Below are 22,081 nucleotides of genomic sequence, written 5' to 3' on the forward strand. Positions count from 1 at the left end.
GGAAGGGCAGCTGGCTCAGGACGGCCTGCGCTTGTTGAGCCACAGAAGGCCCAGGACCGGAAGCACCAGCGGCACGAAGCCATAGCCCCGGCCGAACAGCGACCACACAGTGTCGTGCGGGAACGCGACGGGGTCGAAAAGGCTGATCGCTCCGACCACCAGCACGCCTATGAGCTCCGTGAGCACGGCGGCGACCGAAACCTTGAACCAGGTGCGGCCCGGCTTGGCCAGCGAAACGGTGGCCACGATATAGACGACGGCGGCGAACGCCGACAGGATGTGCGCCAGCGGAGCTTCAGCGAACTTGGTAGCGATCTGGTAGCCAGCGCGTGCCGTCGCCGACAGCGCAAACACGGCGTACACCGCGATCAACAGGCGGCCAGGACCAGTGTTCCTGGTGTCCTTTTGCTGTGGCCGCCGGCTCGCTGGGTTTGTCTCGGTTCCAGTCACGTTGTGTTCTTCCTTCAAGGTCAGTACCAGATCTGGTTCATGCGGGCGCCCATCACGATCACCGTGACGCCCACTGCCGCCAGGACGAAGTTGCTCCAGCGGGTTCGTTCGAGGATGGCCCAATAGACAGCCCCCAACGGAATCATCAGCGCCGTGATCAAGTAGCCCCAAAACTCCCATATTTCGCCGGCGATTTGTTCGCCCGTGGCAACCCGGACGATCGAACCCACCAGGTACACCAGCAGGACCAGTTCAACTGCAAGCACGGAAAAGATGGTGGGGTCGTTGGGTGCTTTCTTCATGAGCCCCGCCACGACACACATAATGGTGGACACCAATCCAACGATCAGGATGGCGTAAAAGTATCCGTCCATGCCTAGTTCGCCTGCCCGGTTCCTGCACCGGTACTGGAACCCGGTCCTGTTCCCGGCGCAAAGACCAGCACCGGCTTCGCAAAGCTCCCGGTGTCAGCCAGCAGAGCCACCAACTCCCCCGACGGCGCGAACGCCGCTGCCGGATTCCCGGCCGTGGCCGCGTCAGGAGTCCCTGCCCCCGGGCCGGCAGCGATGCGGCGGCCGAAGGAGATCTCAGTGGTTTCTTCCTCACTCAGTTCCCGGTTGGGCATGAGGGCACGTGCGGCGAGGGACATTTCCAGGACCTCGAGTTCCTCAGCCAACTCCTCAAGTGTGCGGGCCTGCTCCAGGGAGTAGGGGCCCACCTGGGTCCTGCGGAGTGCCGTGAGGTGACCGCCGACGGCCAAGTCGTTGCCGAGGTCCCGGGCCAGGGCCCTGATGTACGTCCCGGACGAACACTCCACGGTGACGTCGACGTCGACTACCCTGCCGCCGTCGACCCTGGTGATGGAGTGGACATCGAAGCGGTGAATGGTGACCGGGCGGGCGGCGAGCTTGACCTCTTCCCCCGAACGGACACGGGCGTAGGAGCGCTCACCGTTGACCTTGATGGCGCTGACGCTGCTGGGCACCTGTTGGATGGGGCCTGTGAGCGCGGCAACCCCGGCCGCGATGGCGTCGTCGGTGACATTCGCGGCGCTGCGGGCCTCCGTAACGTCGCCTTCGGCGTCGTCGGTGATAGTGGTTTCACCGAGCCTGATGGTGGCGGTGTACGTCTTGGACGTACCCACGATGTAGGTCAGCAGGCGTGTGGCCTTATTGATGCCGAGCACCAGGACACCTGTAGCCATGGGATCCAGGGTCCCCGCGTGCCCCACTTTCCGGGTACCAGCCAGCCGCCGCATCCGGCCAACCACATCATGGCTGGTCCATCCCTGCGGTTTGTCAACGATTACCAGTCCAGAAAGCACGCTTACCAGTATATGGGTGGCTAGGATGGCTCCCATGCCTGAGCTTGCCCCGCATGTGCGCGACGTCCCCGTGAACCAGATCCGTGAGATCACCGAGGCCGCTTGGGCGACGCCCGGCGCGATCGTCCTCAGCATCGGGGAACCGGGGTTTGCCCTCCCCCGCCACGTCCTGGACGCCGGCATTGCCTGCCTGGACAGGGATGAGACCAACTACACACCGAATGCCGGGATTCCCGCACTTCGTGAAGCCTTCGCAGCCCGTTTCCGCGAACAGCAACGTGTACAGATCGGCGCGGAGCGTGTCTATGTGGTGGACGGAGCCCAGCAGGGCTTGCACTTCGCCATGAGCCTCCTGCTCTCACCCGGAGATGAGATCCTCATCCCCAATCCCGGCTACCCCACCTTCGCCATGACGAGCAGGCTTCTGCATGCCGTCCCGGTGCAGTATCCGCTGTACCCTCAAAACGACTTCCAGCCGCATATCGAGGACATCGAGGCACTCATTACGCCCCGGACCAAGGTATTGATGCTGAATTCGCCCTCCAACCCGTTGGGGGCAGTCATCAGCGAAAATGCCACCCGCCAACTCGTGGAGCTGGCTGTGCGCCATGATCTCTGGATCATTTCGGACGAGTGCTACGAAGCCTTCACGTTCGATGTCCCCCATGTCAGTCCGGCCCGCTTCGACAGCACTGTTCCCGGCGAAGCCCGAGTGTTCACCTCCCTGACCCTGTCCAAAACGTATGGGCTCACGGGCCTGCGGATCGGGGCTTTGGTTTGCCCTCCGGGCTTGGAACAGAAAATGAACAACGTCATGGAGGCGATCGTCTCCTGCGTCGCCTCTCCGTCGCAGTACGCTGCCCTGGCGGCGTTGACCGGCCCCCAGGATTATGTTTCCCGCGCACGCGAGCACTACCGCAGCAACCGGGACGCGGCTTCGGCCGTGCTGTCGGAGAAGGGTATTCGCTATCTGGGTGCTCAAGGAGCGTTTTATTTGTGGGCCGAAGTGTCCCATGTAAGTGACGGGGATGTCCGCACCTGGGTGCGCAAATTCCTGGCGGATTCCGGGGTGTCGTTCGCGCCGGGAACTGCGTTCGGGTCCATCGGTGAGGGTTGGATCAGGATCGCCCTTTGCGGCGGGCAGCAAGACCTGCTCGACGGCGTCAGGCGCCTCCCAGCGAAGGCTTAGCTCCGCGGCAGGACTAGTATGCGGTCCGGCGGGAGTGGTTCAGCCAGGCGTCGAACGGGTCACCGGACGCGGCCAGTTCAGCATGCTCTACCGGAAGCAGCTCAGGTCTGGTTCCAGCGAAGTATTCGTAGAACACGGCGTCATCAAAGCCCGCCCGGGCCGCACCATGCCTGTCCGCCGCGAAGTAGACGTGACCGATCCTGGCCCACAGGGTGGCCGACAAACACAGCGGGCAGGGCTCACAGCTGGCATAGAGCACGGCACCGCTGAGGTCGAACTTCTGCATTGCCGCTGCTGCCCGACGAATGGCCACCACTTCGGCATGGGCGGTGGGATCGTGGTCACGTGTCACCCGGTTCACTCCCTCATGGACAGTTCCGTCCGGGGTGACCACGACGGCGCCGAAGGGACCGCCGCCGTCGGATACATTCTGCACCGCCAGGCGAATAGCCCGGTTCAGATATTCATCACGCTGCTGAGCACTGTGCGCCGACATGCTCTGATCCTAACGAGTTTGAGTACAGCCAGTGCCCCTAAAACGCAGTCTTAGGGGCACTGGCCGTACAAAAACTCTGAGGTTCTAGCGGTTGGCGTCTTCGTCGAGTTCGTTGTCGTCGGAGAGGTCGGTGTCCTCTTCGTCGAAGTCGTCCTCGTCGATGTCGTCGGGGTCGTCGCCCTTGTAGGGATCTACCTCGCCTGCATGCTTGGCGCCGGCGGCCAGCGCGGCAACTTCGGCGTCGCGACGCTTGGCTTCGCGCAGCAACTCCTCAAGGTTCGATGCATTGACCGGAATCTGGTCGGCAACAAACTCGAGGGTCGGGGTGAGCCGGACCGTGATGTTGCGGCCAACTTCCTGCCGCAGCACACCCTTGGCCTTTTCCAAGGCTCGGGCGGCATCAGCGTGGGCTACCTCGTCACCGAAGACGGTGTAGTAGATGGTGGCGTGCTGAAGGTCGTTGGTGACGCGGGCGTCGGTAACCGTGATGGACTCGACACGAGGATCCTTCACGCGACGTCCGAGGGCTTCTGCGACGACGACCTTAATCCGCTGTGCCAGCTTGGCAGCGCGAGCGGGATCAGCCATGACTTCCTCCTGGAAAGTAGAAACGGGGAAGGAACGGGTCCGCCGGGGTAACCCGACGGACCCGTTCCAAACGGAACCTAGACGCGCGGCTTTTCGCGCATCTCGAAGGTCTCGATGATGTCGCCTTCGTTGATGTCGTTGAAGGAGCCAAGACCGATACCACACTCGAAGTCGGTACGGACTTCGGTTGCGTCATCCTTGAAGCGCTTGAGCGTCTCAACGGTGAGGTTGTCACCGATGACCTTGCCATCGCGGCTGACACGTGCCTTGGTGTTACGGCGGATGATGCCCGTGCGGACGATCGAGCCTGCAATGTTGCCGAACTTGGAGGAACGGAAGACTTCGCGGACCTCGGCAGTACCAAGCTGGACTTCTTCGTATTCCGGCTTGAGCATGCCCTTGAGAGCCATCTCAATGTCATCGATTGCTGCGTAGATGACCGAGTAGAAGCGCATGTCCACGCCTTCACGGTCAGCCAGTTCGGCAACGCGCTCTGCCGGCTTGACGTTGAAGCCGATGATGATGGCGTTGTCCACCGTTGCGAGGTTGACGTCGTTCTGCGTGATGGCACCCACACCGCGGTGGATGACACGGAGCTGAACGTCGTCGTCTCCGACGTCGATCTTGAGCAAGGCGTCTTCGAGGGCTTCCACAGCACCGGACACGTCACCCTTGAGGATGAGGTTGAGGGTGTCGATCTTGCCTTCGGCAACGGCCTGGTCGAAGTCTTCCAGGCTGATGCGCTTGCGACGCTTGGCCAGTGCGGCGTTGCGGTCGGCAGCTTCACGCTTCTCAGCGATCTGGCGGGCCGTACGCTCGTCAGGGGTCACCAGGAAGGTGTCACCTGCACGCGGCACGTTGGACAGGCCGAGGACCTGGACCGGACGGGACGGCAGTGCGACATCGAGTGCCTCGCCGTTCTCGTCGAACATGGCGCGGACGCGGCCGTGAGCCGTACCGGCCACGATCGTGTCACCCACGGCCAAGGTTCCGGACTGGACCAGGACGGTAGCAACAGCACCGCGACCCTTGTCCAGGTTCGCTTCGATGGCAATGCCTCGAGCGTCCTTGTCCGGGTTGGCGCGCAGATCCAGGGCGGCATCGGCCGTCAGCAGGACGGCGTCGATCAGTGCATCGATGTTGAGGTTCTGGCGTGCAGAGACCTCAACGAACATGGTGTCGCCACCGTATTCTTCCGGAACCAAGCCGTACTCGGTCAGCTGGCCCTTGACCTTGTCAGGGTTGGCGCCTTCCTTGTCGATCTTGTTCACTGCGACGACGATCGGCACGTTGGCTGCCTGGGCGTGGTTGAGTGCTTCCACCGTCTGCGGCATAACGCCGTCGTCGGCTGCTACAACCAGGATCGCGATGTCAGTGACCTTGGCACCACGTGCACGCATGGCCGTGAAGGCCTCGTGACCGGGGGTGTCAATGAAGGTGATGTCGCGGGGCGTGCCCTCGTGGACGTGGCTGATCTGGTAGGCACCGATGTGCTGGGTGATGCCACCGTGCTCGCCGGCCACAACGTTCGAGTTGCGGATTGCGTCCAACAGGCGGGTCTTACCGTGGTCAACGTGACCCATGACGGTGACAACCGGTGCGCGGGCCTCAAGAACGTCGTCACCTTCGGCGTCGAGTTCATCCTGGATGTTGATGTCGAACTGGTCCAGCAGCTCGCGCTCTTCATCCTCAGGGGAAACAACCTGGAGCTTGTAGCCGAGTTCGGCGCCAAGCAGGCCAAAGGTGTCTTCGTCGAGGGACTGCGTTGCCGTTGCCATTTCACCGAGGTGGAACAGCACGGTGACCAGTGACGCGGGGTTCGCATCAATCTTCTCGGCAAAGTCCGTGATGGACGAGCCACGACGCAGGCGGATGATGGTCTCGCCATCACCGCGGGGTACTGATACGCCGCCCAGCGACGGAGCACTCATCTGCTCCAGTTCCTGGCGCTTGGCACGCTTCGACTTGCGCTGCTTGCCACGACCGGCGCCGCCCTTGCCGAAGGCACCCTGGGTGCCACCGCGACCGCGGCCACCCTTACCGAAGCCACCGCCGGCGGGAGCGCCGCCACCGGTACCTGCACCGGGTGCGCCACCCGGACGACCGGGGCCGCCACCGGGACGGCCTGCGCCACCCGGACGGCCTGCGCCACCGGGAGCCGGACGCTCAGTGCGATTGGGCATCATGCCCGGAGTAGGACGGTTTCCGGCACCGGGACCGCCAGCGGGACGCGGAGCGCCCGGACGGGGTGCACCGGGACGCGGAGCGCCCGGACGGGGACCACCTGTGCCTGCGGCAGGACGGGGACCGCCTGCGCCGGCAGCGGGACGGGGACCACCGGGGCGTTCGCCGTCGTTGCGGCGCTCACCACGGGGCATACCCTGCGACGGAGCGAATGGGTTGTTGCCCGGACGCGGCGGACGATCGCCATCGCCACCACGGCCGCGGGGCATGCCCTGGGACGTAGCAAACGGGTTGTTGCCCGGACGGGGACCGCCCGGACGCGGGGCCTGGCCACCTTGACGTGCCGGAGCCGGAGTCTCTGCCTTGGGGGCAGGACGGGCACCGGGCTTGGCCGAAACCGGGGTGGATGCAGCGGGAGCCGCGGGTGCTGCCGGAGCCGGGGCTGCGGGAGCAGGAGCGGCCGGAGCAGCGGCTGCAGGCGCCGGGGCCGGAGCCTTCGGTGCTGCAGGTCCGGGAGCCGGAGCGGCCGGACGGGATGCTGCGGGACGGGTTGCCGCCGGAGCAGCTGCGGGAGCGGCGGCCTTAGCGGCACCGGCACCCGGGTAGGCGTCGCGAAGCTTCTTCACGACGGGGGCCTCAATGGTGGAAGAGGCGGAGCGAACGAATTCGCCCAATTCCTGCAGTTTTGTTACTGCATCTTTGGAAGTAATACCGAGCTCTTTGGCGAGCTCATGTACGCGGACCTTGGCCACATTTCTCCTGTCTCGGTCCGCACCGAGCCAGGCACGAACCGTCTACTTCTTACTGCGGGCCCCTGCCGCAAGCGCGACTGAAAGGCCCATTGCAGAGCGCAACAAAGTTGTCATCGTTACGCACTCATCGCTGGGAACTCATCGGGTTTCCATCAGTTTTCTGACCCGCTTTCAGGTTTGGACGGTTTTCCCGTGGCGGCCTGGGCCTCCACAAGTGGCGTGCCCGGCATCAGGTATCTTTCAACGGCACCCGTTTCGGCAGCGCCCGCGAGGGCCCTTCCGAAAGCGCGCCGCTTGATCGCCAATGCCAAGCACTTTTCGCTGGGGTGCAGCCACGCACCCCTGCCGGCCATCCGGCGTCGTTCATCCACCAGGACAGCGGAGGAACCGCCGCCTTGGGCGACCAGCCGGACAAGCTCGGACCGGGAGCCATGCTTCCGGCATCCGATGCACGTGCGAACAGGCCCCTGGCCATGTTCCAGCAGTTCAGCCACGACGTGTCCAACCTGCCTTACGCTTCTGGCGCCCGACGGGCCCCTGTCCTGCAACGCAGCTGAGGCACGCCAAAGCGCGCGGATACCGGACGTAAGCCCGGTTCCATCTAGTCTAGCCCCCCGGCCCCGCACTCCCGAAACCAGGTACGCCGCAAGCGCGGCGCGGAACCGGCGGCCTGAGCCGCCGGTTGGAGCGTTAGTCGACCTTCGCCGGAGCGGCGTCGGAGACGATATCGATCCGCCAACCCGTCAGCTTTGCTGCGAGCCGGGCGTTCTGCCCCTCCTTGCCGATCGCCAGCGAAAGCTGGTAATCGGGCACCACTACGCGGGCCGAGCGGGTTGCCTCGTCGGTAATAGTGACGGAATTCACTCGCGACGGCGACAGTGAGTTGGCGATGAAAGTTGCCGGGTCATCACTGAAGTCGACGATGTCGATCTTTTCATCGTTCAGTTCAGTCATGACCGCACGGACGCGCGAACCCATTTCACCGATGCAGGCACCCTTGGCGTTGACGCCCGGGGTGTTCGCCTTGACGGCAATCTTGGTGCGGTGGCCGGCTTCGCGGGCAAGTGCCACGATTTCCACGGAATGATCCGCGATCTCCGGAACTTCCATTTCGAACAACTTGCGGACCAGTCCGGGGTGCGAACGCGAGAGCGTGATGGACGGCCCCTTGGCGCCACGGTGGACATCCACCACGAAAGCACGCAGGCGGCTTCCGTGGAGGTACTTCTCACCGGGAACCTGCTCGGGCGGCGGCAGCAGTGCCTCAACAGCACCAAGGTTGACCTGGATCATGTGCGGGTTGTTGCCCTGCTGGATCATGCCGGCCACAAGTTCGCCTTCACGGCCCTTGAACTCGCCCAGCACGTTGTCATCCTCAACGTCGCGAAGGCGCTGCAGGATGATCTGGCGTGCCGTGCTGGCAGCGATACGACCGAAACCGGCCGGGGTGTCCTCGAACTCGCCGATCGGCTCGCCGTCGTCGTCGATCTCAGTGGCCCAGATGGTCACGTGACCGCTCTTGCGGTCCAGTTCTGCGCGAGCCTTCTCGAAGGCGCCGGGCGTCTTGTGGTAGGCCACCAACAACGCTTGCTCGATGGTGGGAATCAGGAGATCCAGCGGGATTTCACGCTCACGCTCCAGGAGTCTCAGTGCGCTCATGTCAATATCCATTAGGCCTCCTCAGAAGGTCCGTTGTGCTCGTTTTCCAGCGCAGCCTCGTGGAGGTGGCTGAATTCAATCTCGACTTTTCCTTGACGGATCCTGTCGAAAGGAATCGTGATGGGGTCGCCTTGCTTGGGCTTCATGCCCTTTTTGACCTCGTGTTCGGGAATCAGCGTCACTGCGTCATCCTCCACCGAAGCGATGCGTCCCAGGAGGTAGTCACCCTGAATAACGTTGACCCGGACCATGCGACCACGGGCGCGATGCCAGTGGCGCGGCTCGGTCAGGGGGCGGCTGACGCCGGGGGAAGAAACCTCCAGGTCATACGGACGGCCGTCATCGTGGGGATCGTTGTCCAGAATATCGGACAGCCCGCGTGAAACTTCCGCGATGGCGTCAAGGCTAACGCCCCCGGTCTCCTCCTGCGGAAGATCCACTACGACGTGGACAGTGCGGTGTGAACCGGCAACGTGGATGGAAACATCCTCGAGGTAGAGCCTGCTGGCAAGGACGGCCGGTTCGAGCAGCGTCTTAAGCCTGCTCTCTTCCGGGTTGTGGATGGTGGCCGTTGAGTTCGATTCAGAACGGTCTGTTGAAGTCGTGGCTTCCGAGTCACTCACGTTGCCCGCCGCCTCCCGATAGATGTTGTTGTGACTACTAGCCTAACGATTTTCCCGGGAACATGGTGCACGGAGTTTGCCGCCCACGTGACACCATGGTCTGTTGTGAACGGGCAGACAAGCGAAAAACGACAAACACCACCGTGGGGCCGGGTTGTGCTGGTTGCCGTGGTGGCGCTGCTCGTGGCTGGTACAGGAATAGTGCTTATTCCGCGTGATTCCGGGACTCCCCCGCCGGTCACCTTCACCGAAAACGCGCGCGTTGGGGCGTTCGAGGACACATTGCGGCTGCGGGAATCGGCCACCGCACTGGCAGAGGCGGCCGGCCCGGATACGGGAAAGCCAGTCCTTGGAGACGCTGTGACTTTGCTGACAACCCAGGCGCAGGCCCTCCTGGATCCTGCCGGCACACCGTCGTCTGCCGCCAGTACGCCATCCACCGAGACCACCCGCGCCTCATTTGTTGCAGATTTGGCCGTCAGCGGGCGGAAGCGCTTGACGGACGCCGGCGAGGCCGACGGCGGTATCGCGCGTCTGCTTGCCGCCGTCGGATCCGCCCAACTTCTTCAGGCCGAAAAGCTGGCGGCAGGCTGGCAAATGCCTGTCCCTAAGGAACCTGCGCCGTCAGCGACCACGGTGCCCGCCTCAACGCCGTCAGCCGCACCTTGCCCGTCAGTGAGTCCAACCGCCGACACCACGTCCGCCACCACTGATGCAGCGCTGGCAGCAGCGGTCCGCTCGCAGCAGGAGGCCATCTATGCCTATCAGGTGGCACTCAAACGGCTGGACAGCAAAGCGGCTGAGGCCGCTGCCCGGGACTTGCAAGCGCACGAATTGTCGCTCCAGCAAGTAGAGGCGCTGACCCGCGCCAACTGCGGGGACGTACCTGCCAGCGAAGCCGGTTACCGTCTTCCTGGACAATTCGCCAAAGATCCTGCTTCTTCCTTGGCCGCTTTGGAATTCTCTTCCCTGCCGGTGTTCGCGGACCTGGTTGCCCTGTCCACGGGTGAGACCCGCACTTGGGCGGTGGACGGCCTCTTGGCCGCTGCCCGCAGGAGCATTGCGTGGGGCGCGGACGCACCCGCACTGCCCGGACTGAAGCTCGATCCCGGAGACTTGCCTCCCCTGCCCATTCCCGGTTCCACTGGCAGCGCCACGTCCGACGCCGGATAGGCCAGCCTAGCCATGCTGGTCAACGCCGCCAGCCGGTGCTTGGCTTGGACCATGGCCTCCACAGAAACTGCCACGATGCATGAGAACGAACCCCACCGGGATGATTTGGCCCATCGCTTGAACTGGTTGCGGGCCGGCGTCCTGGGGGCCAATGACGGCATTGTGTCCGTTGCTGCGATCGTGGTGGGCGTTGCAGGCGCCACGACCAGCACCGGCAGTGTTCTCGCGGCCGGCACAGCTGGGCTGGTGGGCGGCGCCATCTCCATGGCTTTGGGCGAGTACGTCTCCGTCAGCAGCCAAAGCGACACTCAAAAAGCGCTGATTGAAAAGGAACGCCGCGAACTGGCCGAACAACCCGAGGACGAACTCAACGAACTGGTCGCCATCTACGAGTCCAAAGGCCTCAGCGCCAAGACGGCCCGGACTGTTGCGGAGGAACTGACGGAGCACGATGCCCTGGCCGCCCATCTCTCGGCGGAACTGAATATCCAGGAGGACGACATCGTAAGCCCCTGGAACGCAGCTTTGGCGTCCGCCGTGGCGTTCACCCTGGGAGCCGCACTTCCCATGCTGGCCATCCTCTTGCCTCCCCCGGAACTGCGCGTACCGCTGACCTTCGTTGCGGTCCTCCTGGCCTTGGCGATCACCGGCGCAATCGGCGCATGGATCGGCGGCGCGTCCCGTTTCCGTGCAGCTGCCCGGGTGGTGTTGGGCGGGGCGTTGGCCTTGGCCGCCACGTTCTCCATCGGAACGCTCTTGGGCGCCAGCGGCGTTTTCTAAGAGCCGCGCGTTGCAGCAGAGTTAGGCTGATCGCGTGACCCTTCACGCGATGATTCCCATTCCGGGCGACCTGCACGCCCGGTACAACCGCGACTCGGCAGGTCGTGACTGGTTGGCCAGCCTTCCGGGACTTATCTCCGATGCGATTGATCGCTGGCAGCTCTCAGTTGACCTGGCTCCCGGCGCCGAACCGTGGAACGGCCATGGAGCCCTGGTGGTTCCGGTCCTCCAGGACGGCACACAGGCTGCCTTGAAGATCGCTTTCCCGCACGACGAAGCCCTTGTGGAGCGCCACGCCCTGGCACTCTGGGACGGCCACGGAGCGGCCCGGCTCCTCGCAGCGGACGAACCCAGTTGCTCAATGCTCCTGGAACGGCTTGATGCCACCCGCTGGCTCCAGGACGTCGCGCTGGACGAAGCCCGGGACGCTTGGGGCGCCATTATGCGCCAGATCTCCATCACGCCCGATGATCGGCTTGAATGGCGGGCTTTCGACCATGTTGCCGCAACTGCCGAGCGGTGGAGTGACGAACTCCCTGCGGAATGGGAACGCTTGGACCGGCCTTTCCCCAGATGGCTGCTTGAAGCGGCCCTGGAAGTGTGCCAGACACGTGGAGCCGTGGGACGCCGCTCCGGCACTGATGTCCTGGTACACACGGACCTGCACTTCATGAACATCCTGGCTGTCATCAGCGACCACCGGTCGCACCGGGGCGATTACCTGGCCATCGACCCGCAACCGCAGGTTGGTGAGGCCGAGTTCGCCGTCGCACCGATTCTGTGGAACCGCATCCATGACCTCTCCCGGACAGACCCGGAAGCTGCACTCCGGGAACGCTGCCACGACTTCAGCCTCGCTGCCGGACTTGATCCGGAGGCAGCCCGGCAATGGAGCGTTGCCCGCGAGGTGGAAAACGCCCTCGGGTACGCCGGGACTCCCCATCACGGCGGAGACTTCGCACGCTCGCTGTGGGTTGCCAGCACCCTCGCCGGCCGGACACTTGATGACCTTCCGCGGGCACATGAGCTCCCCGATCCCGGCGCGATGGTGCACTAGGCCATGGCCCTCACCGTCGCCCTGATCGGATCCGGGGCCATCGGCTCGCGGATCGCAGAACTGCTCAAGGCCGGGACCGCCCCGGGCGTCCGGCTCGCCGGAGTGGTACCGCACGGCGACGCCGGCACAGGATTCAGCTTCGACGATGCCCTGGAAGCCGCTGATGTTGTGGTGGAGTGCGCCGGTGTGGCCGCTGTCGCCGAGTTCGGCCCCCGCACCGTCTCAGCCGGCAAGGACCTGCTGGTCACCTCGATCGGTGCCTTGTGTGACAGGGCCCTGCGGACAACGTTGCTCGACGACGGTCCTGGCCGGACGTTCCTGACAACCGGGGCGTTGGGAGGACTGGATGCGATCACCGCCGCCCGGGCGGGCGGAACCATTCACCGCATCACACTGGAGTCGCGAAAGCTGCCCGCCGCCCTGGTGCAGCCGTGGATGGACGGGGAAACCAAAGAAGGCCTCCTCGCAGCTACCCGGCCAGTGGAGCTTCTGCGGGGTGGGCCGGCTGAGCTGATCAAAGCCTTCCCCAAATCCACCAACGTGGTGTCTGCGCTTGCTCTGGCAGCCGGCAACTGGGACGTGGTGGAGGCCGTGCTCATTGCGGATCCGGGAGCCCACCAGACCGCCCACCATGTGGTAGCTGAGACAAGCCTGGGCACTTTCGATGTCCGGGTGACCAACGAGGCATCCCCCAACAATCCGGCGTCGAGCGCTTTGGTGCCGCACGCCGTCGTCCGCGGTTTGCAGACGCTGGCCAACGCCAGCGGCAGTTTTATCTGACGCCCGCTGCAGTGCTAGGCCGCGAAGTTCTCATTCCAGACGTCCACGCCGAGCTTAATGATCAACGCGGCCACCACGATCAGGAACACAATCCGCACAAAGCCGCTCCCCTTGGCCACGGCGGTGCGGGCGCCCAAGTAGCCGCCGGCCATGTTGGCCAGGCCCAGGATGAGTCCCACGCCCCACAGCAGTGAGCCGTGCGGGAGGAAGAAAATCAACGCGCCGGCATTCGTCGCCATGTTGACGATCTTCGCCTTGGCGCTGGCTTCGAGGAAGGCATAGCCCATGGCCGAAACGAGGGCGATCACCAGGAACGAGCCCGTACCGGGGCCGATCAATCCGTCGTAAAAGCCGATCACCGCGCCGATGAGGCAGGCCACGACGTAGTGCTTGTGGCCATCGTGGCGAAGCGCTGTCAGCTCACCCGCGCGGGGGCGCAAGGCCGTGAAGATGGCGACGGCGATCAACGCCACAACGATGATGGGCTTGAACACGCTGGCAGGCAGGGAGGCCGCAAGGATTGCACCGCCGAAGCTCCCCGCCAAGGCGATGACCGCCATGGGAATCGCAGTCTTGAGGTCCGGCCCCACGCGCCGGTAATACGTGACGGCGCTGGTGGTTGTCCCGAAAATGGACCCCATTTTGTTGGTCGCCAGCGCTTGGACAGGCGTGATGCCCGGGACCAGCAGGAGCGCGGGGAGCTGGAGCAGTCCCCCGCCCCCAACAACGGCGTCAACCCAGCCGGCGGCGAATCCAGCCACCACAATCAGGATGATTGTGGTGAGCTGGATTGATTCGAAGCCGGAAATCACCGGTTTCGTACGGCGTTGACCACGTAATCCACGGCCTGGTCCACCGAAATGTTCTCGGCTTCGCCGCTGCGGCGGTCCTTGATTTCCACGACGCCATCCACCAATCCCCGGCCGACGGCCAGGATGGTGGGCACGCCCACGAGCTCGGCATCGCCGAACTTCACGCCGGGTGAAACCTTGGGACGGTCATCGAAAATGACGTCCAGGCCAGCGGCTTCGAGCTCGGCGGACAGCTTTTCAGCCGCTTCGAAAATTTCATCGCCACGGCCAACTGCCACAACATGGACATCGGCCGGAGCAACCGAGCGGGGCCATACAATGCCACGGTCATCGTGGTTGGCCTCGGCCAGGGCAGCCACGGCACGCGTCACGCCTACGCCATAGGAACCCATGGTGACAACTACCTGCTTGCCGTTCTGGTCCAGGACCTTCAAGTCCAGTGCCGCAGCGTATTTGCGGCCCAGCTGGAAGATGTGCCCCATTTCGATGCCACGGGCGGTTTCCAAGGGACCGGAGCCGTCCGGGGCGGGATCGCCGGCACGGACTTCGGTGCTCTCGATAACGCCGTCCCACGCGAAATCGCGGCCGGCAACCAGGCCGAAGACGTGCTTGCCCTCCGCGTTGGCGCCGGTGACCCAGCTGGTGCCGGACACGACACGGGGGTCCACCAGGAAGAGCACCTTGGACGAGCCTTCAAGGCCCAGCACTGGCTGGTCCAGGGAGAGGCCGGGGCCGATGTAGCCCTTGACCAGCCACGGCAACTTCTTGAGGTCTTCTTCGTTGGCAGCTTCGAGGCCGATTTCGCCGGCAATCGGCAGGTGGGAACCGATGTTGGCCTCCACGCGCTTGAGATCCACGGCGCGGTCGCCCGGAACGCCGATGACGACGATCTGGCGCTCACCGGTGGGCAGTGTGACGGCGAGGACCACGTTCTTGAGCGTGTCAGCGGCGACCCAAGCGCCGCCGTCGGACTCACTGCGCGGAGCCAGCTGGTTGGCTGCGTCCACGAGGGTATCGATGGTGGGCGTGTTCGGCGTGTCCAGGACCTGGGCCGCCGGGGCGTTGCTGAAGTCGATCTCGTCGGGAACAACAGTGGTTACAGCCTCGACGTTGGCGTAGTAGCCGCCAGCCGAGCGCACGAAAGTGTCCTCGCCGATCTCGGTGGGGAACAGGAATTCCTCGCTCTTGGAACCACCCATGGCACCGGCCGTGGCCGCCACCGGGATGACGTCCAGGCCCAGGCGCGCAAAGATCTTCAGGTACGCAGCACGGTGCGCGGCGTAGCTGGCATCCAAGCCGGCGTCGTCAACGTCGAAGGAGTAGGAGTCCTTCATGATGAACTCGCGACCGCGGAGAAGGCCTGCCCGGGGACGTGCTTCATCGCGGTACTTGTTCTGGATCTGGTACAGGCTCAGGGGAAGGTCCTTGTACGAGGAGTAAAGGTCCTTCACCAGGAGCGTGAACATTTCCTCGTGCGTGGGAGCAAGGAGGTAGTCCGCGCCCTTGCGGTCCTGGAGGCGGAACAGCCCTTCGCCGTACTCGGTCCACCGGTTGGTGGCCTCGTAAGGTTCGCGCGGAAGCAGTGCCGGGAAGTGGACTTCCTGGGCGCCGATGGCAGACATTTCCTGGCGGATGATCTCCTCCACCTTGCGCAGGACACTTAGGCCCAGCGGAAGCCAGGTGTAAATGCCCGGGGCTGCGCGGCGGATGTACCCGGCGCGTACCAGGAGCTTGTGGCTGGCGACCTCGGCGTCGACGGGATCTTCACGCAAGGTGCGCAGGAACAACTGGGAAAGGCGAAGGACCACGGGTACGTATCCGTTTCTATGGCAGATGTGGCAAAAACAACTGCCTACTAATCTACCGGTTCAGTGCCTTGCCGCTTGAACGGCCGCTTGGCCGTGCGCCGGACACAGAAGAGCCACGCCGTCGCGTGTGGAAGCCCCTGGCCGCAATGGGCTGGTCATCCTGCGATGGCGTGGCTCAGCGGCCGGCCGGCCGCAGACTCTGTCCGGGGACTAGATCGCCGTTCCCTCCAGCGGAACGGGATCGCCTGCGACTGGGAAGCATTGGTCACTGCCGAGCTTTCGGATGGCGGAAGCGCTTATGGCGCCCTTCAAGGTCTTGGTCATGTTTTCCCCCTGTTGCCACCCGCACCCCAACGACACGGCTTGGGTAGAACCTATGTGATCGCAGACACATTTTCAAGGATTGGGGCTACCCGGCGCTGCCGCAACTCTTGACCCCTGCGACGTGTGGATCTACTTTTATTTCATCAGTTGGTGAATTAATGGAGCCATCGGAGGCCCGTATGTCACCCCTTCCAGCGGCTATCGAAGCGGACGGCCTACATGTCTCCCGCTCCCGGACCAAGATCCTCCGCGGACTTGATTTCACTGTGGATTCGGGCCGTATTACCGGACTGCTCGGCCCTTCCGGCAGCGGCAAGACAACGCTGATGCGCGCCATTGTCGGAGTCCAGCGGATCACCCGGGGAACCTTGACTGTCCTGGGCCGCCCGGCCGGCAGCGCACCGCTCAGGCACGACGTCGGATACGTCACCCAGGGTGCCAGCGTCTATCCGGACCTTAGCGTCGAAGCGAACGTCCGGTACTTCGGCGCCATGCACGGGGCGACGACGGCCGACACTGCAGGGGCGATTGCCGCCGTCGGGCTCTCAACACTCGCCAGGCAGAAAGCCGCGGACCTGTCCGGCGGGCAGTTCAGCAGGGTGTCCCTGGCATGCGCACTGGTTTCCCACCCAAAGCTCTTGGTCCTGGACGAGCCCACCGTGGGGCTCGACCCGGTGCTTCGGGCAGAACTGTGGGAACGCTTCGCCGCCATGGCGGCCGCTGGCACAACGCTGCTGGTTTCCAGCCACGTCATGGAGGAGGCATCGCATTGCTCTTCGCTGCTCTTGTTGCGCGACGGACTGCTGTTGGCGCAGCTCACGCCCACCGAGCTTGCTGAACGCGGCCACAGCAGCGACCTGGAGCGGGCATTCCTGAGCCTCATCAAGGCCGCCGACCGCGGCCAGGAAAGCCAGGTGGCATCGTGAACCTCCGTATGACCCTCGCCACGACGGCCCGTGTTCTGGGCCAGCTGCGGCACGATCACCGCAGTGTAGGGCTGATCCTGGTGGTTCCGGCATTTCTGCTGGCAGCCGTCTACTTCCTCTTCGAAAACGAGACCCTGCCTCCAGGATTCCCTCGCACCTTCGACCGTGTGGGGCTGATGATGCTGGCCATCTTCCCGTTCGTTGTGATGTTCCTGGTCACGTCCATCACCATGCTCCGAGAGCGCACATCCGGGACGTTGGAGCGCCTCCTGACCACGCCCATCCATAAGGCCGATCTTCTTTTCGGCTACGCCCTGGCATTTTCGATCATGGCCGCCCTCCAGTCGCTGGTGGCGACGGCCGTTGCTTATTGGGTGTTCGACCTGGACATCAAGGGAAGTCCGGGATTCGTAGTGATGATCGCCGTCATCAACGCCGTCCTCGGCGTCGCCCTTGGGCTGCTGTGCTCCGCGTTCGCGCGCACCGAATTCCAGGCCGTGCAGTTCATGCCTGTCGTGGTGGTGCCGCAGATCCTGTTGTGCGGGCTGTTCGTGGCCCGGGAAGATATGAATGAAGTCCTGGAGGCCATCTCAGGAGTCCTGCCGCTGACGTTCTCCGTGGATGCGTTGAAGGAGATCGCCGGCAATGCCGAAACGACGGCCTCGATGTGGCAGGACACGATAGTGATGGGCGTGATCGTCGTTGGGGTCCTGGTCCTGGCCTCGCTGACCCTTCGGCGGCAGACACGATGAGCCTGCCGCAGGTCCGGCGGGGCCGCCGCAGCGCCGGCGACCACTCCCGCAAAGCCATCCTTGCTGCCGCACGGAAGTTGTTTGCCGAGCACGGGTTCGAAGGAACCAGCCTCCGACAGGTTGCCCGCGAGGCCGCCGTGGACCCTGCCATGGTGCACCACTTTTTCCGGGGGAAGGACGAGCTCTTTGCCGCCTGCGTGGAGCTGCCGGCAGATCCGTCAGAGGTGCTCGCCGGCGTCGAAAGCACGGACCCATCCCTGCGGGCCGAAGCGATTGTCCGGGCGGTCCTCAGGCTGTGGGAGAGCCCGGCACAGCACAGCCTGGTGGCGTTCGTTCGGGGAACCATCGGGTCCAGAGCCAAGACTGCCCTGCTGCGGGAAATGGTGAACCGGACCATACTGTCCAGGGTCATGTCCGGGGTTCCTGGCCTTGCCGGGGAGGTGCGACTACGGGGCAATCTTGTTGCGGCGCAGGTGATGGGATTGATGTTGACCCGCTACGTGATCCGCCTTGAGCCTTTGGCATCCGCTACCCAGGATGACGTGATCCGCTTGGTGGCACCGACCATCCAGCGCTACCTCACGGGGGACCTGGACTCCCCCGGCAGCTCGCCTTTGGGCTGGAACTCGCCGTTCGTCTAGAACAGGACCGTCGCGAACGTGCCTGCCTGCTCGAAACCAACCCTGTCATAGGTGGCACGGGCTTTGGCGTTGTAGTCGTTGACGTACAGGCTCGTCACGGGGGCAAAGGTCTTGGAAAGATTCACGACGGCGGCCATGTAGCCGGCGCTCTGGCCGCGCCCCCGCAGTTCCGGATTCATCCACACGCCCTGGACCTGGGTTACGTCGGCTGTGACAGCACCAAGTTCGGCTTTGAAGACCACCGTGCCTCCGGCATCGATGTGGACCAGCGAATGGCCTTGCCGAATGAGGCCGGCAACCCGCCTGCTGTAGAACTCCTGGCCGCCAAGGAAAGGTGAGTAGCCCACTTCTTCCTCGAACATCGCCGCGCAGGCGGGAAGGATGCGGTCGAAGTCCGTCATGGTGCCAAAAGTCAGGGCCGGGTTTGCGCCGATGGCCGGGCCGCCCGAAAGAGTGAGGAGGGGCTGGTGGGAACGGACCTCGTGGGCCGCATGGCCTAGTTGCTCGAACCGGGAGTAGAGAGCCAGGACCGTATCGGCAGGACCAAAAATCGAAGCATAGCGGCGTCCTGTTTGGTGGGCTGCTGTGGCTATGTATCCTGCCAATCCCGGATCGAGTTGGACGGGAACCAGATTGGCTCCGGCCCAACAGGCACCCAGGAGCCTGTCGTCGTCGAACACGCCGAAAACACTGGCGCCCCCGCTGGTGGGCGCCGCCGTGCCGGTACTGTCCAAGTGGGCCAGTATGAAGACGTTGGCAACGACGTCTTCGCTTGCAAGCGCGCGAAGAGCCAGGGTGTCGGCGTTGCCGAGCACCCTGACTCCCAAGCCGTTCTCGTTACGAGACGCTAACCACGGGGCTACCCTTGACAGCATCTTCGCCATCGGCCTCCCCCATCTCTTCGGCGATGCGCATGGCCTCTTCGATCAGTGTCTCAACAATTTCGCTTTCAGGCACAGTCTTGATGACTTCGCCCTTCACGAAAATCTGGCCCTTGCCGTTTCCGGAGGCCACACCCAGGTCCGCTTCGCGGGCCTCGCCGGGTCCGTTAACCACGCAGCCCATGACGGCGACGCGCAGCGGGATCTCCATGCCTTCCAAACCGGCCGTTACTTGCTCTGCCAGCGTGTACACGTCCACTTGGGCGCGGCCACAGGACGGGCAGGAGACAATTTCGAGCTTGCGGGGGCGCAGGTTCAGGGACTGCAGGATCTGGTTTCCCACCTTGATTTCCTCCACCGGCGGCGCCGAGAGGGAAACGCGGATGGTGTCGCCGATGCCGCGGGACAGCAGCGCACCGAACGCTGTGGCCGACTTGATGGTGCCTTGGAACGCCGGCCCGGCTTCTGTCACACCGAGGTGCAGGGGCCAGTCGCCCTTTTCGGCCAGCATCTCGTAAGCGGCAACCATGATGACGGGATCATTGTGCTTGACGGAGATTTTGAAGTCGTGGAACCCGTGCTCTTCGAACAGTGAGGCTTCCCAGACGGCGGATTCAACCAGCGCTTCCGGGGTGGCCTTGCCGTACTTCTTCATGATGCCCGGCTCAAGGGATCCGGCGTTGACGCCGATCCGGATGGACGTGCCGTGGTCCCTGGCCGCTGCTGCGATCTCTTTGACCTGGTCATCGAACTTACGGATGTTGCCCGGGTTCACTCGTACTGCCGCGCATCCGGCCTCAATAGCGGCGAAGACGTACTTCGGCTGGAAGTGGATATCGGCAATCACGGGAATCTGGGACTTGCGGGCAATGATGGGCAAAGCTTCTGCATCATCCGCGGAGGGGCAGGCAACACGCACGATGTCGCAGCCGGACGCCGTCAGTTCAGCGATCTGCTGAAGCGTGGCATTGATGTCCGTGGTGGGCGTGGTGGTCATGGACTGAACGCTGATTGGCGAATCAGAACCAACACCAACGGAGCCAACCTTGATCTGCCGCGTCTTACGGCGCGGGGCAAGGACGGGGGGTGGGGCTGCTGGCATTCCCAGGCTGACCGAGGTCACGTGGACTCCTTGGATTGGGGTGGATCGTTGTGGTGGAGAGCGCCGGGTTAGGACGCGTGGGCAGCCAGGACGCCGATGATGGGGGCCCATTCCGTGGTGCGGATGCCGGCGATAACTCCGGCTTCAGCAAACGGATCCTGCTTGAGGAGGTCATTGAGCCCGGCTTCGTCTGCGGACTTGAAGATGAGCAGCGCGCCGGCGCCGTCTCCATAGGGGCCGCTGGCAAGCAACTTGCCTTCCTCGGCCAGTTCGCCGAGCCAGGCACGGTGTGCTGGGCGGGCTTCGTCGCGGAGGGCGCCGGAATCGGCGACGTATACGTACTCAACAGCGAAAACAGTCATGGAGCTAGCCTATCCCGCCAGCTCCGCAGGAAATGTTCACAGCTGGGCAGGAAATGGTCACAGCTCCGCCGAAAATTATTCACGGGTCAGCCGAAGATGTTCACGGGCTTGACGATGTCCGCGTAGATCAAGAGGGCGCCCATGGCCATCAGGAGTGCGGCTACCACGTAGGTGACCGGCAACAGTTTGGCGATGTCGAACGATCCCGGGTCCGGCTTGCCCCGCAATCTGGCCACTTGGCGTCGCGCTCCTTCATACAGCGCGCCGGCCACATGACCGCCGTCGAGCGGAAGCAGCGGAATGAGGTTGAAGATGGCCAACGCGAAGTTGAGGCCTGCGAGCAAACCCACCAGCGTTCCGATACGTGCCTGCAACGGCACCTGCTCCATGGCCGCGACTTCGCCGGCAACCCTGCCTACACCCACCACGCTGATGGGACCGTTCGGGTCGCGGGGCTCCTCGCTGAAGGCAGCTTTCGCCACCCCCACCACCCTGGCGGGCAGGTTGAAGATCACACCGGAAATCTGCTTAATGTTCTCCCCCGCCATGGGCAGGACGGCCGACGCCGGTTGGGGAACCAGCGCGCTTTGGGCACCGATCCCGAGGAAGCCGACTTCCTGATACTGCAAAACTCCATTGGCATCTTGTGCCTGTCGGCCATCGGAGCCAACGACGGGCCGGGACGAGAGAACGGGCGTGACAGTCGTCTCTACAGGTGAACCGTTGCGCATCACCGTGATGGGGACATCCTTGCCTGCAGAGGCACGGATCCACCCGGTCAACTCGTCCCAACTGGTGACGGGCTTTCCGTCGAATGAGGTGATGGTGTCATTAGGTTGGAGCCCTGCCGCTGCGGCTGGTGTCGGCTTGCACTCCGCAGAGTCCGGGTCCACTGTCTCGCCAGCGGCAACCTGGCATTTGGATACGTCTGCGATGGTGGTGGTTGCCTGGGCCGTACCGAAGCCCATGAGCAGGACAGCCAGCAGGATGAGCCCGATGACCATGTTCATGGCGGGGCCGCCGAGCATGACGATGACCTTTTTCCACACAGGGAGCTTGTAGAACACCCGGTTCTCATCCCCGGGCCCCACTTCCTCGTGCGCCATGGAACGCGCTTCAGTGGCGAGTGTCTGGAACATTCCAGTACTGGACGGGCGGACAGCGCCGTCCTCCTTGTTCGGCGGGTACATGCCGATCATGGATACGTAGCCGCCCAGCGGCAGTGCCTTGAAGCCGTACTCAGTTTCGCCCTTCTTCTTGGACCACAGCGTGGGTCCGAAGCCAATCATGTACTTGGTGACGCGCACTTTGAAGAGCTTCGCCGGCACCAGGTGGCCGACCTCGTGCAGAGCGATGGAAACGGCAACGCCGATCGCGACGAAGACGACTCCGAGAATGAAGAGAAGGACGGGACTCAT

At 63.9% G+C, this 22,081-nt stretch carries 23 protein-coding genes; 8 read left to right on the top strand and 15 right to left on the bottom strand.

All coding sequences use genetic code 11. The features are described from left to right. Positions 1-15: 15 nt before the first annotated feature. The 3 genes from GVL04_RS18860 to truB are packed head-to-tail and all read right to left on the bottom strand — an operon-like array spanning position 16 to position 1,774. Positions 16-450: a hypothetical protein gene (locus GVL04_RS18860; protein ID WP_235036354.1), complete on the bottom strand. Its 435-nt coding sequence runs from the start codon at positions 448-450 to the stop codon at positions 16-18. Between the two features lie 20 nt (positions 451-470). After that, positions 471-824 (bottom strand): hypothetical protein, encoded by a 354-nt coding sequence (locus GVL04_RS18865; RefSeq protein WP_159707360.1) that lies wholly within the window; start codon positions 822-824, stop codon positions 471-473. Positions 825-826: 2 nt separating this feature from the next. Continuing rightward, positions 827-1,774, bottom strand: a complete 948-nt coding sequence (gene truB / locus GVL04_RS18870; protein WP_200846899.1) for a tRNA pseudouridine(55) synthase TruB — start codon at positions 1,772-1,774, stop codon at positions 827-829. 34 nt (positions 1,775-1,808) lie between these two features. Between truB and GVL04_RS18875 the strand changes: the two genes are divergently transcribed. Further along, positions 1,809-2,963, top strand: coding sequence for a pyridoxal phosphate-dependent aminotransferase (locus tag GVL04_RS18875; RefSeq protein ID WP_200846900.1), 1,155 nt, complete (start codon positions 1,809-1,811; stop codon positions 2,961-2,963). Between the two features lie 13 nt (positions 2,964-2,976). Here GVL04_RS18875 and GVL04_RS18880 read toward each other — a convergent pair whose 3' ends face one another. From GVL04_RS18880 to rimP, 6 genes are all read right to left on the bottom strand, one after another. Continuing rightward, positions 2,977-3,459: a nucleoside deaminase gene (locus tag GVL04_RS18880; protein ID WP_159707366.1), complete on the bottom strand. Its 483-nt coding sequence runs from the start codon at positions 3,457-3,459 to the stop codon at positions 2,977-2,979. Between the two features lie 84 nt (positions 3,460-3,543). After that, positions 3,544-4,047, bottom strand: a complete 504-nt coding sequence (gene rbfA, locus GVL04_RS18885; protein WP_159707368.1) for a 30S ribosome-binding factor RbfA — start codon at positions 4,045-4,047, stop codon at positions 3,544-3,546. A gap of 77 nt (positions 4,048-4,124) precedes the next feature. Further along, positions 4,125-6,983 (bottom strand): translation initiation factor IF-2, encoded by a 2,859-nt coding sequence (infB, locus tag GVL04_RS18890; RefSeq protein ID WP_159707370.1) that lies wholly within the window; start codon positions 6,981-6,983, stop codon positions 4,125-4,127. A 152-nt stretch (positions 6,984-7,135) separates the two neighbouring features. Further along, positions 7,136-7,477: a YlxR family protein gene (locus tag GVL04_RS18895; protein ID WP_200846901.1), complete on the bottom strand. Its 342-nt coding sequence runs from the start codon at positions 7,475-7,477 to the stop codon at positions 7,136-7,138. A gap of 196 nt (positions 7,478-7,673) precedes the next feature. Then, positions 7,674-8,654: a transcription termination factor NusA gene (gene nusA, locus GVL04_RS18900; protein WP_159707372.1), complete on the bottom strand. Its 981-nt coding sequence runs from the start codon at positions 8,652-8,654 to the stop codon at positions 7,674-7,676. Further along, the gene (gene rimP, locus GVL04_RS18905) at positions 8,654-9,265 is read right to left on the bottom strand and encodes a ribosome maturation factor RimP (RefSeq protein WP_159707374.1); all 612 of its coding nucleotides are present in this window, start codon (positions 9,263-9,265) and stop codon (positions 8,654-8,656) included. The genes nusA and rimP overlap by 1 nt, the downstream gene beginning before the upstream one ends. A 30-nt stretch (positions 9,266-9,295) precedes the next feature. Between rimP and GVL04_RS18910 the strand changes: the two genes are divergently transcribed. From GVL04_RS18910 to GVL04_RS18925, 4 genes are read left to right on the top strand one after another with little or no spacing between them, the layout of a single operon-like run. Then, the gene (locus GVL04_RS18910; protein ID WP_159707376.1) at positions 9,296-10,438 is read left to right on the top strand and encodes a ferritin-like domain-containing protein; all 1,143 of its coding nucleotides are present in this window, start codon (positions 9,296-9,298) and stop codon (positions 10,436-10,438) included. Positions 10,439-10,489: 51 nt separating this feature from the next. Then, positions 10,490-11,218 carry a VIT family protein gene (locus GVL04_RS18915; protein ID WP_159707378.1) on the top strand — a complete coding sequence of 243 codons (729 nt, stop codon included), beginning with the start codon at positions 10,490-10,492 and terminating at the stop codon, positions 11,216-11,218. 34 nt (positions 11,219-11,252) lie between these two features. Further along, a complete protein-coding gene (locus GVL04_RS18920; protein ID WP_235036355.1) occupies positions 11,253-12,275 on the top strand; it encodes an aminoglycoside phosphotransferase family protein in 1,023 nt (340 codons plus the stop codon). A gap of 3 nt (positions 12,276-12,278) precedes the next feature. Continuing rightward, complete coding sequence (locus GVL04_RS18925; protein WP_159707380.1) at positions 12,279-13,055, top strand: aspartate dehydrogenase domain-containing protein; 777 nt, start codon at positions 12,279-12,281, stop codon at positions 13,053-13,055. A gap of 14 nt (positions 13,056-13,069) precedes the next feature. Here the strand turns inward: GVL04_RS18925 and GVL04_RS18930 are convergent, their stop codons facing one another. Further along, positions 13,070-13,867, bottom strand: coding sequence for a TSUP family transporter (locus tag GVL04_RS18930; RefSeq protein WP_159707382.1), 798 nt, complete (start codon positions 13,865-13,867; stop codon positions 13,070-13,072). Then, a complete protein-coding gene (locus GVL04_RS18935) occupies positions 13,864-15,675 on the bottom strand; it encodes a proline--tRNA ligase (protein ID WP_159707384.1) in 1,812 nt (603 codons plus the stop codon). Before GVL04_RS18935 ends, GVL04_RS18930 begins: the two co-directional genes overlap by 4 nt. A 503-nt stretch (positions 15,676-16,178) precedes the next feature. On the opposite strand from GVL04_RS18935, the gene GVL04_RS18940 reads away from it, so the two are divergent. From GVL04_RS18940 to GVL04_RS18950, 3 genes are read left to right on the top strand one after another with little or no spacing between them, the layout of a single operon-like run. Further along, the gene (locus GVL04_RS18940) at positions 16,179-16,925 is read left to right on the top strand and encodes an ABC transporter ATP-binding protein (protein ID WP_159707386.1); all 747 of its coding nucleotides are present in this window, start codon (positions 16,179-16,181) and stop codon (positions 16,923-16,925) included. 8 nt (positions 16,926-16,933) lie between these two features. Next, positions 16,934-17,677, top strand: coding sequence for an ABC transporter permease (locus tag GVL04_RS18945; protein WP_159707424.1), 744 nt, complete (start codon positions 16,934-16,936; stop codon positions 17,675-17,677). Continuing rightward, positions 17,674-18,318, top strand: a complete 645-nt coding sequence (locus GVL04_RS18950; RefSeq protein WP_159707388.1) for a TetR/AcrR family transcriptional regulator — start codon at positions 17,674-17,676, stop codon at positions 18,316-18,318. The genes GVL04_RS18945 and GVL04_RS18950 overlap by 4 nt, the downstream gene beginning before the upstream one ends. Here GVL04_RS18950 and GVL04_RS18955 read toward each other — a convergent pair. The 4 genes from GVL04_RS18955 to GVL04_RS18970 all read right to left on the bottom strand — a co-directional run bounded on the left by GVL04_RS18955 (position 18,315) and on the right by GVL04_RS18970 (position 22,081). Continuing rightward, complete coding sequence (locus tag GVL04_RS18955; protein ID WP_159707426.1) at positions 18,315-19,193, bottom strand: GNAT family N-acetyltransferase; 879 nt, start codon at positions 19,191-19,193, stop codon at positions 18,315-18,317. The genes GVL04_RS18950 and GVL04_RS18955 overlap by 4 nt on opposite strands. Beyond that, the gene (ispG, locus tag GVL04_RS18960; RefSeq protein WP_011774258.1) at positions 19,156-20,322 is read right to left on the bottom strand and encodes a flavodoxin-dependent (E)-4-hydroxy-3-methylbut-2-enyl-diphosphate synthase; all 1,167 of its coding nucleotides are present in this window, start codon (positions 20,320-20,322) and stop codon (positions 19,156-19,158) included. Before ispG ends, GVL04_RS18955 begins: the two co-directional genes overlap by 38 nt. Before the next feature lie 47 nt (positions 20,323-20,369). Further along, on the bottom strand, positions 20,370-20,663 hold the full coding sequence (locus GVL04_RS18965) for a YciI family protein (protein WP_159707390.1): 294 nt from the start codon (positions 20,661-20,663) through the stop codon (positions 20,370-20,372). A gap of 86 nt (positions 20,664-20,749) precedes the next feature. Then, a complete protein-coding gene (locus tag GVL04_RS18970) occupies positions 20,750-22,081 on the bottom strand; it encodes an RIP metalloprotease (RefSeq protein WP_159707392.1) in 1,332 nt (443 codons plus the stop codon).

The organism is Arthrobacter sp. 18067 (genome assembly GCF_902706295.1).
Taxonomy (GTDB): domain Bacteria; phylum Actinomycetota; class Actinomycetes; order Actinomycetales; family Micrococcaceae; genus Arthrobacter.

Coding starts and splice junctions, on each gene's coding strand:
- GVL04_RS18865 (WP_159707360.1), bottom strand. CDS start 824: ATGGACGGATACTTTTACGCCATCCTGATCGTTGGATTGGTGTCCACC.
- GVL04_RS18945 (WP_159707424.1), top strand. CDS start 16,934: ATGACCCTCGCCACGACGGCCCGTGTTCTGGGCCAGCTGCGGCACGAT.
- GVL04_RS18955 (WP_159707426.1), bottom strand. CDS start 19,193: ATGCTGTCAAGGGTAGCCCCGTGGTTAGCGTCTCGTAACGAGAACGGC.
- GVL04_RS18915 (WP_159707378.1), top strand. CDS start 10,490: ATGGCCTCCACAGAAACTGCCACGATGCATGAGAACGAACCCCACCGG.
- GVL04_RS18950 (WP_159707388.1), top strand. CDS start 17,674: ATGAGCCTGCCGCAGGTCCGGCGGGGCCGCCGCAGCGCCGGCGACCAC.
- GVL04_RS18880 (WP_159707366.1), bottom strand. CDS start 3,459: ATGTCGGCGCACAGTGCTCAGCAGCGTGATGAATATCTGAACCGGGCT.
- GVL04_RS18965 (WP_159707390.1), bottom strand. CDS start 20,663: ATGACTGTTTTCGCTGTTGAGTACGTATACGTCGCCGATTCCGGCGCC.
- GVL04_RS18970 (WP_159707392.1), bottom strand. CDS start 22,081: ATGAGTCCCGTCCTTCTCTTCATTCTCGGAGTCGTCTTCGTCGCGATC.
- GVL04_RS18925 (WP_159707380.1), top strand. CDS start 12,279: ATGGCCCTCACCGTCGCCCTGATCGGATCCGGGGCCATCGGCTCGCGG.
- rbfA (WP_159707368.1), bottom strand. CDS start 4,047: ATGGCTGATCCCGCTCGCGCTGCCAAGCTGGCACAGCGGATTAAGGTC.
- nusA (WP_159707372.1), bottom strand. CDS start 8,654: ATGGATATTGACATGAGCGCACTGAGACTCCTGGAGCGTGAGCGTGAA.
- GVL04_RS18940 (WP_159707386.1), top strand. CDS start 16,179: ATGTCACCCCTTCCAGCGGCTATCGAAGCGGACGGCCTACATGTCTCC.
- GVL04_RS18875 (WP_200846900.1), top strand. CDS start 1,809: ATGCCTGAGCTTGCCCCGCATGTGCGCGACGTCCCCGTGAACCAGATC.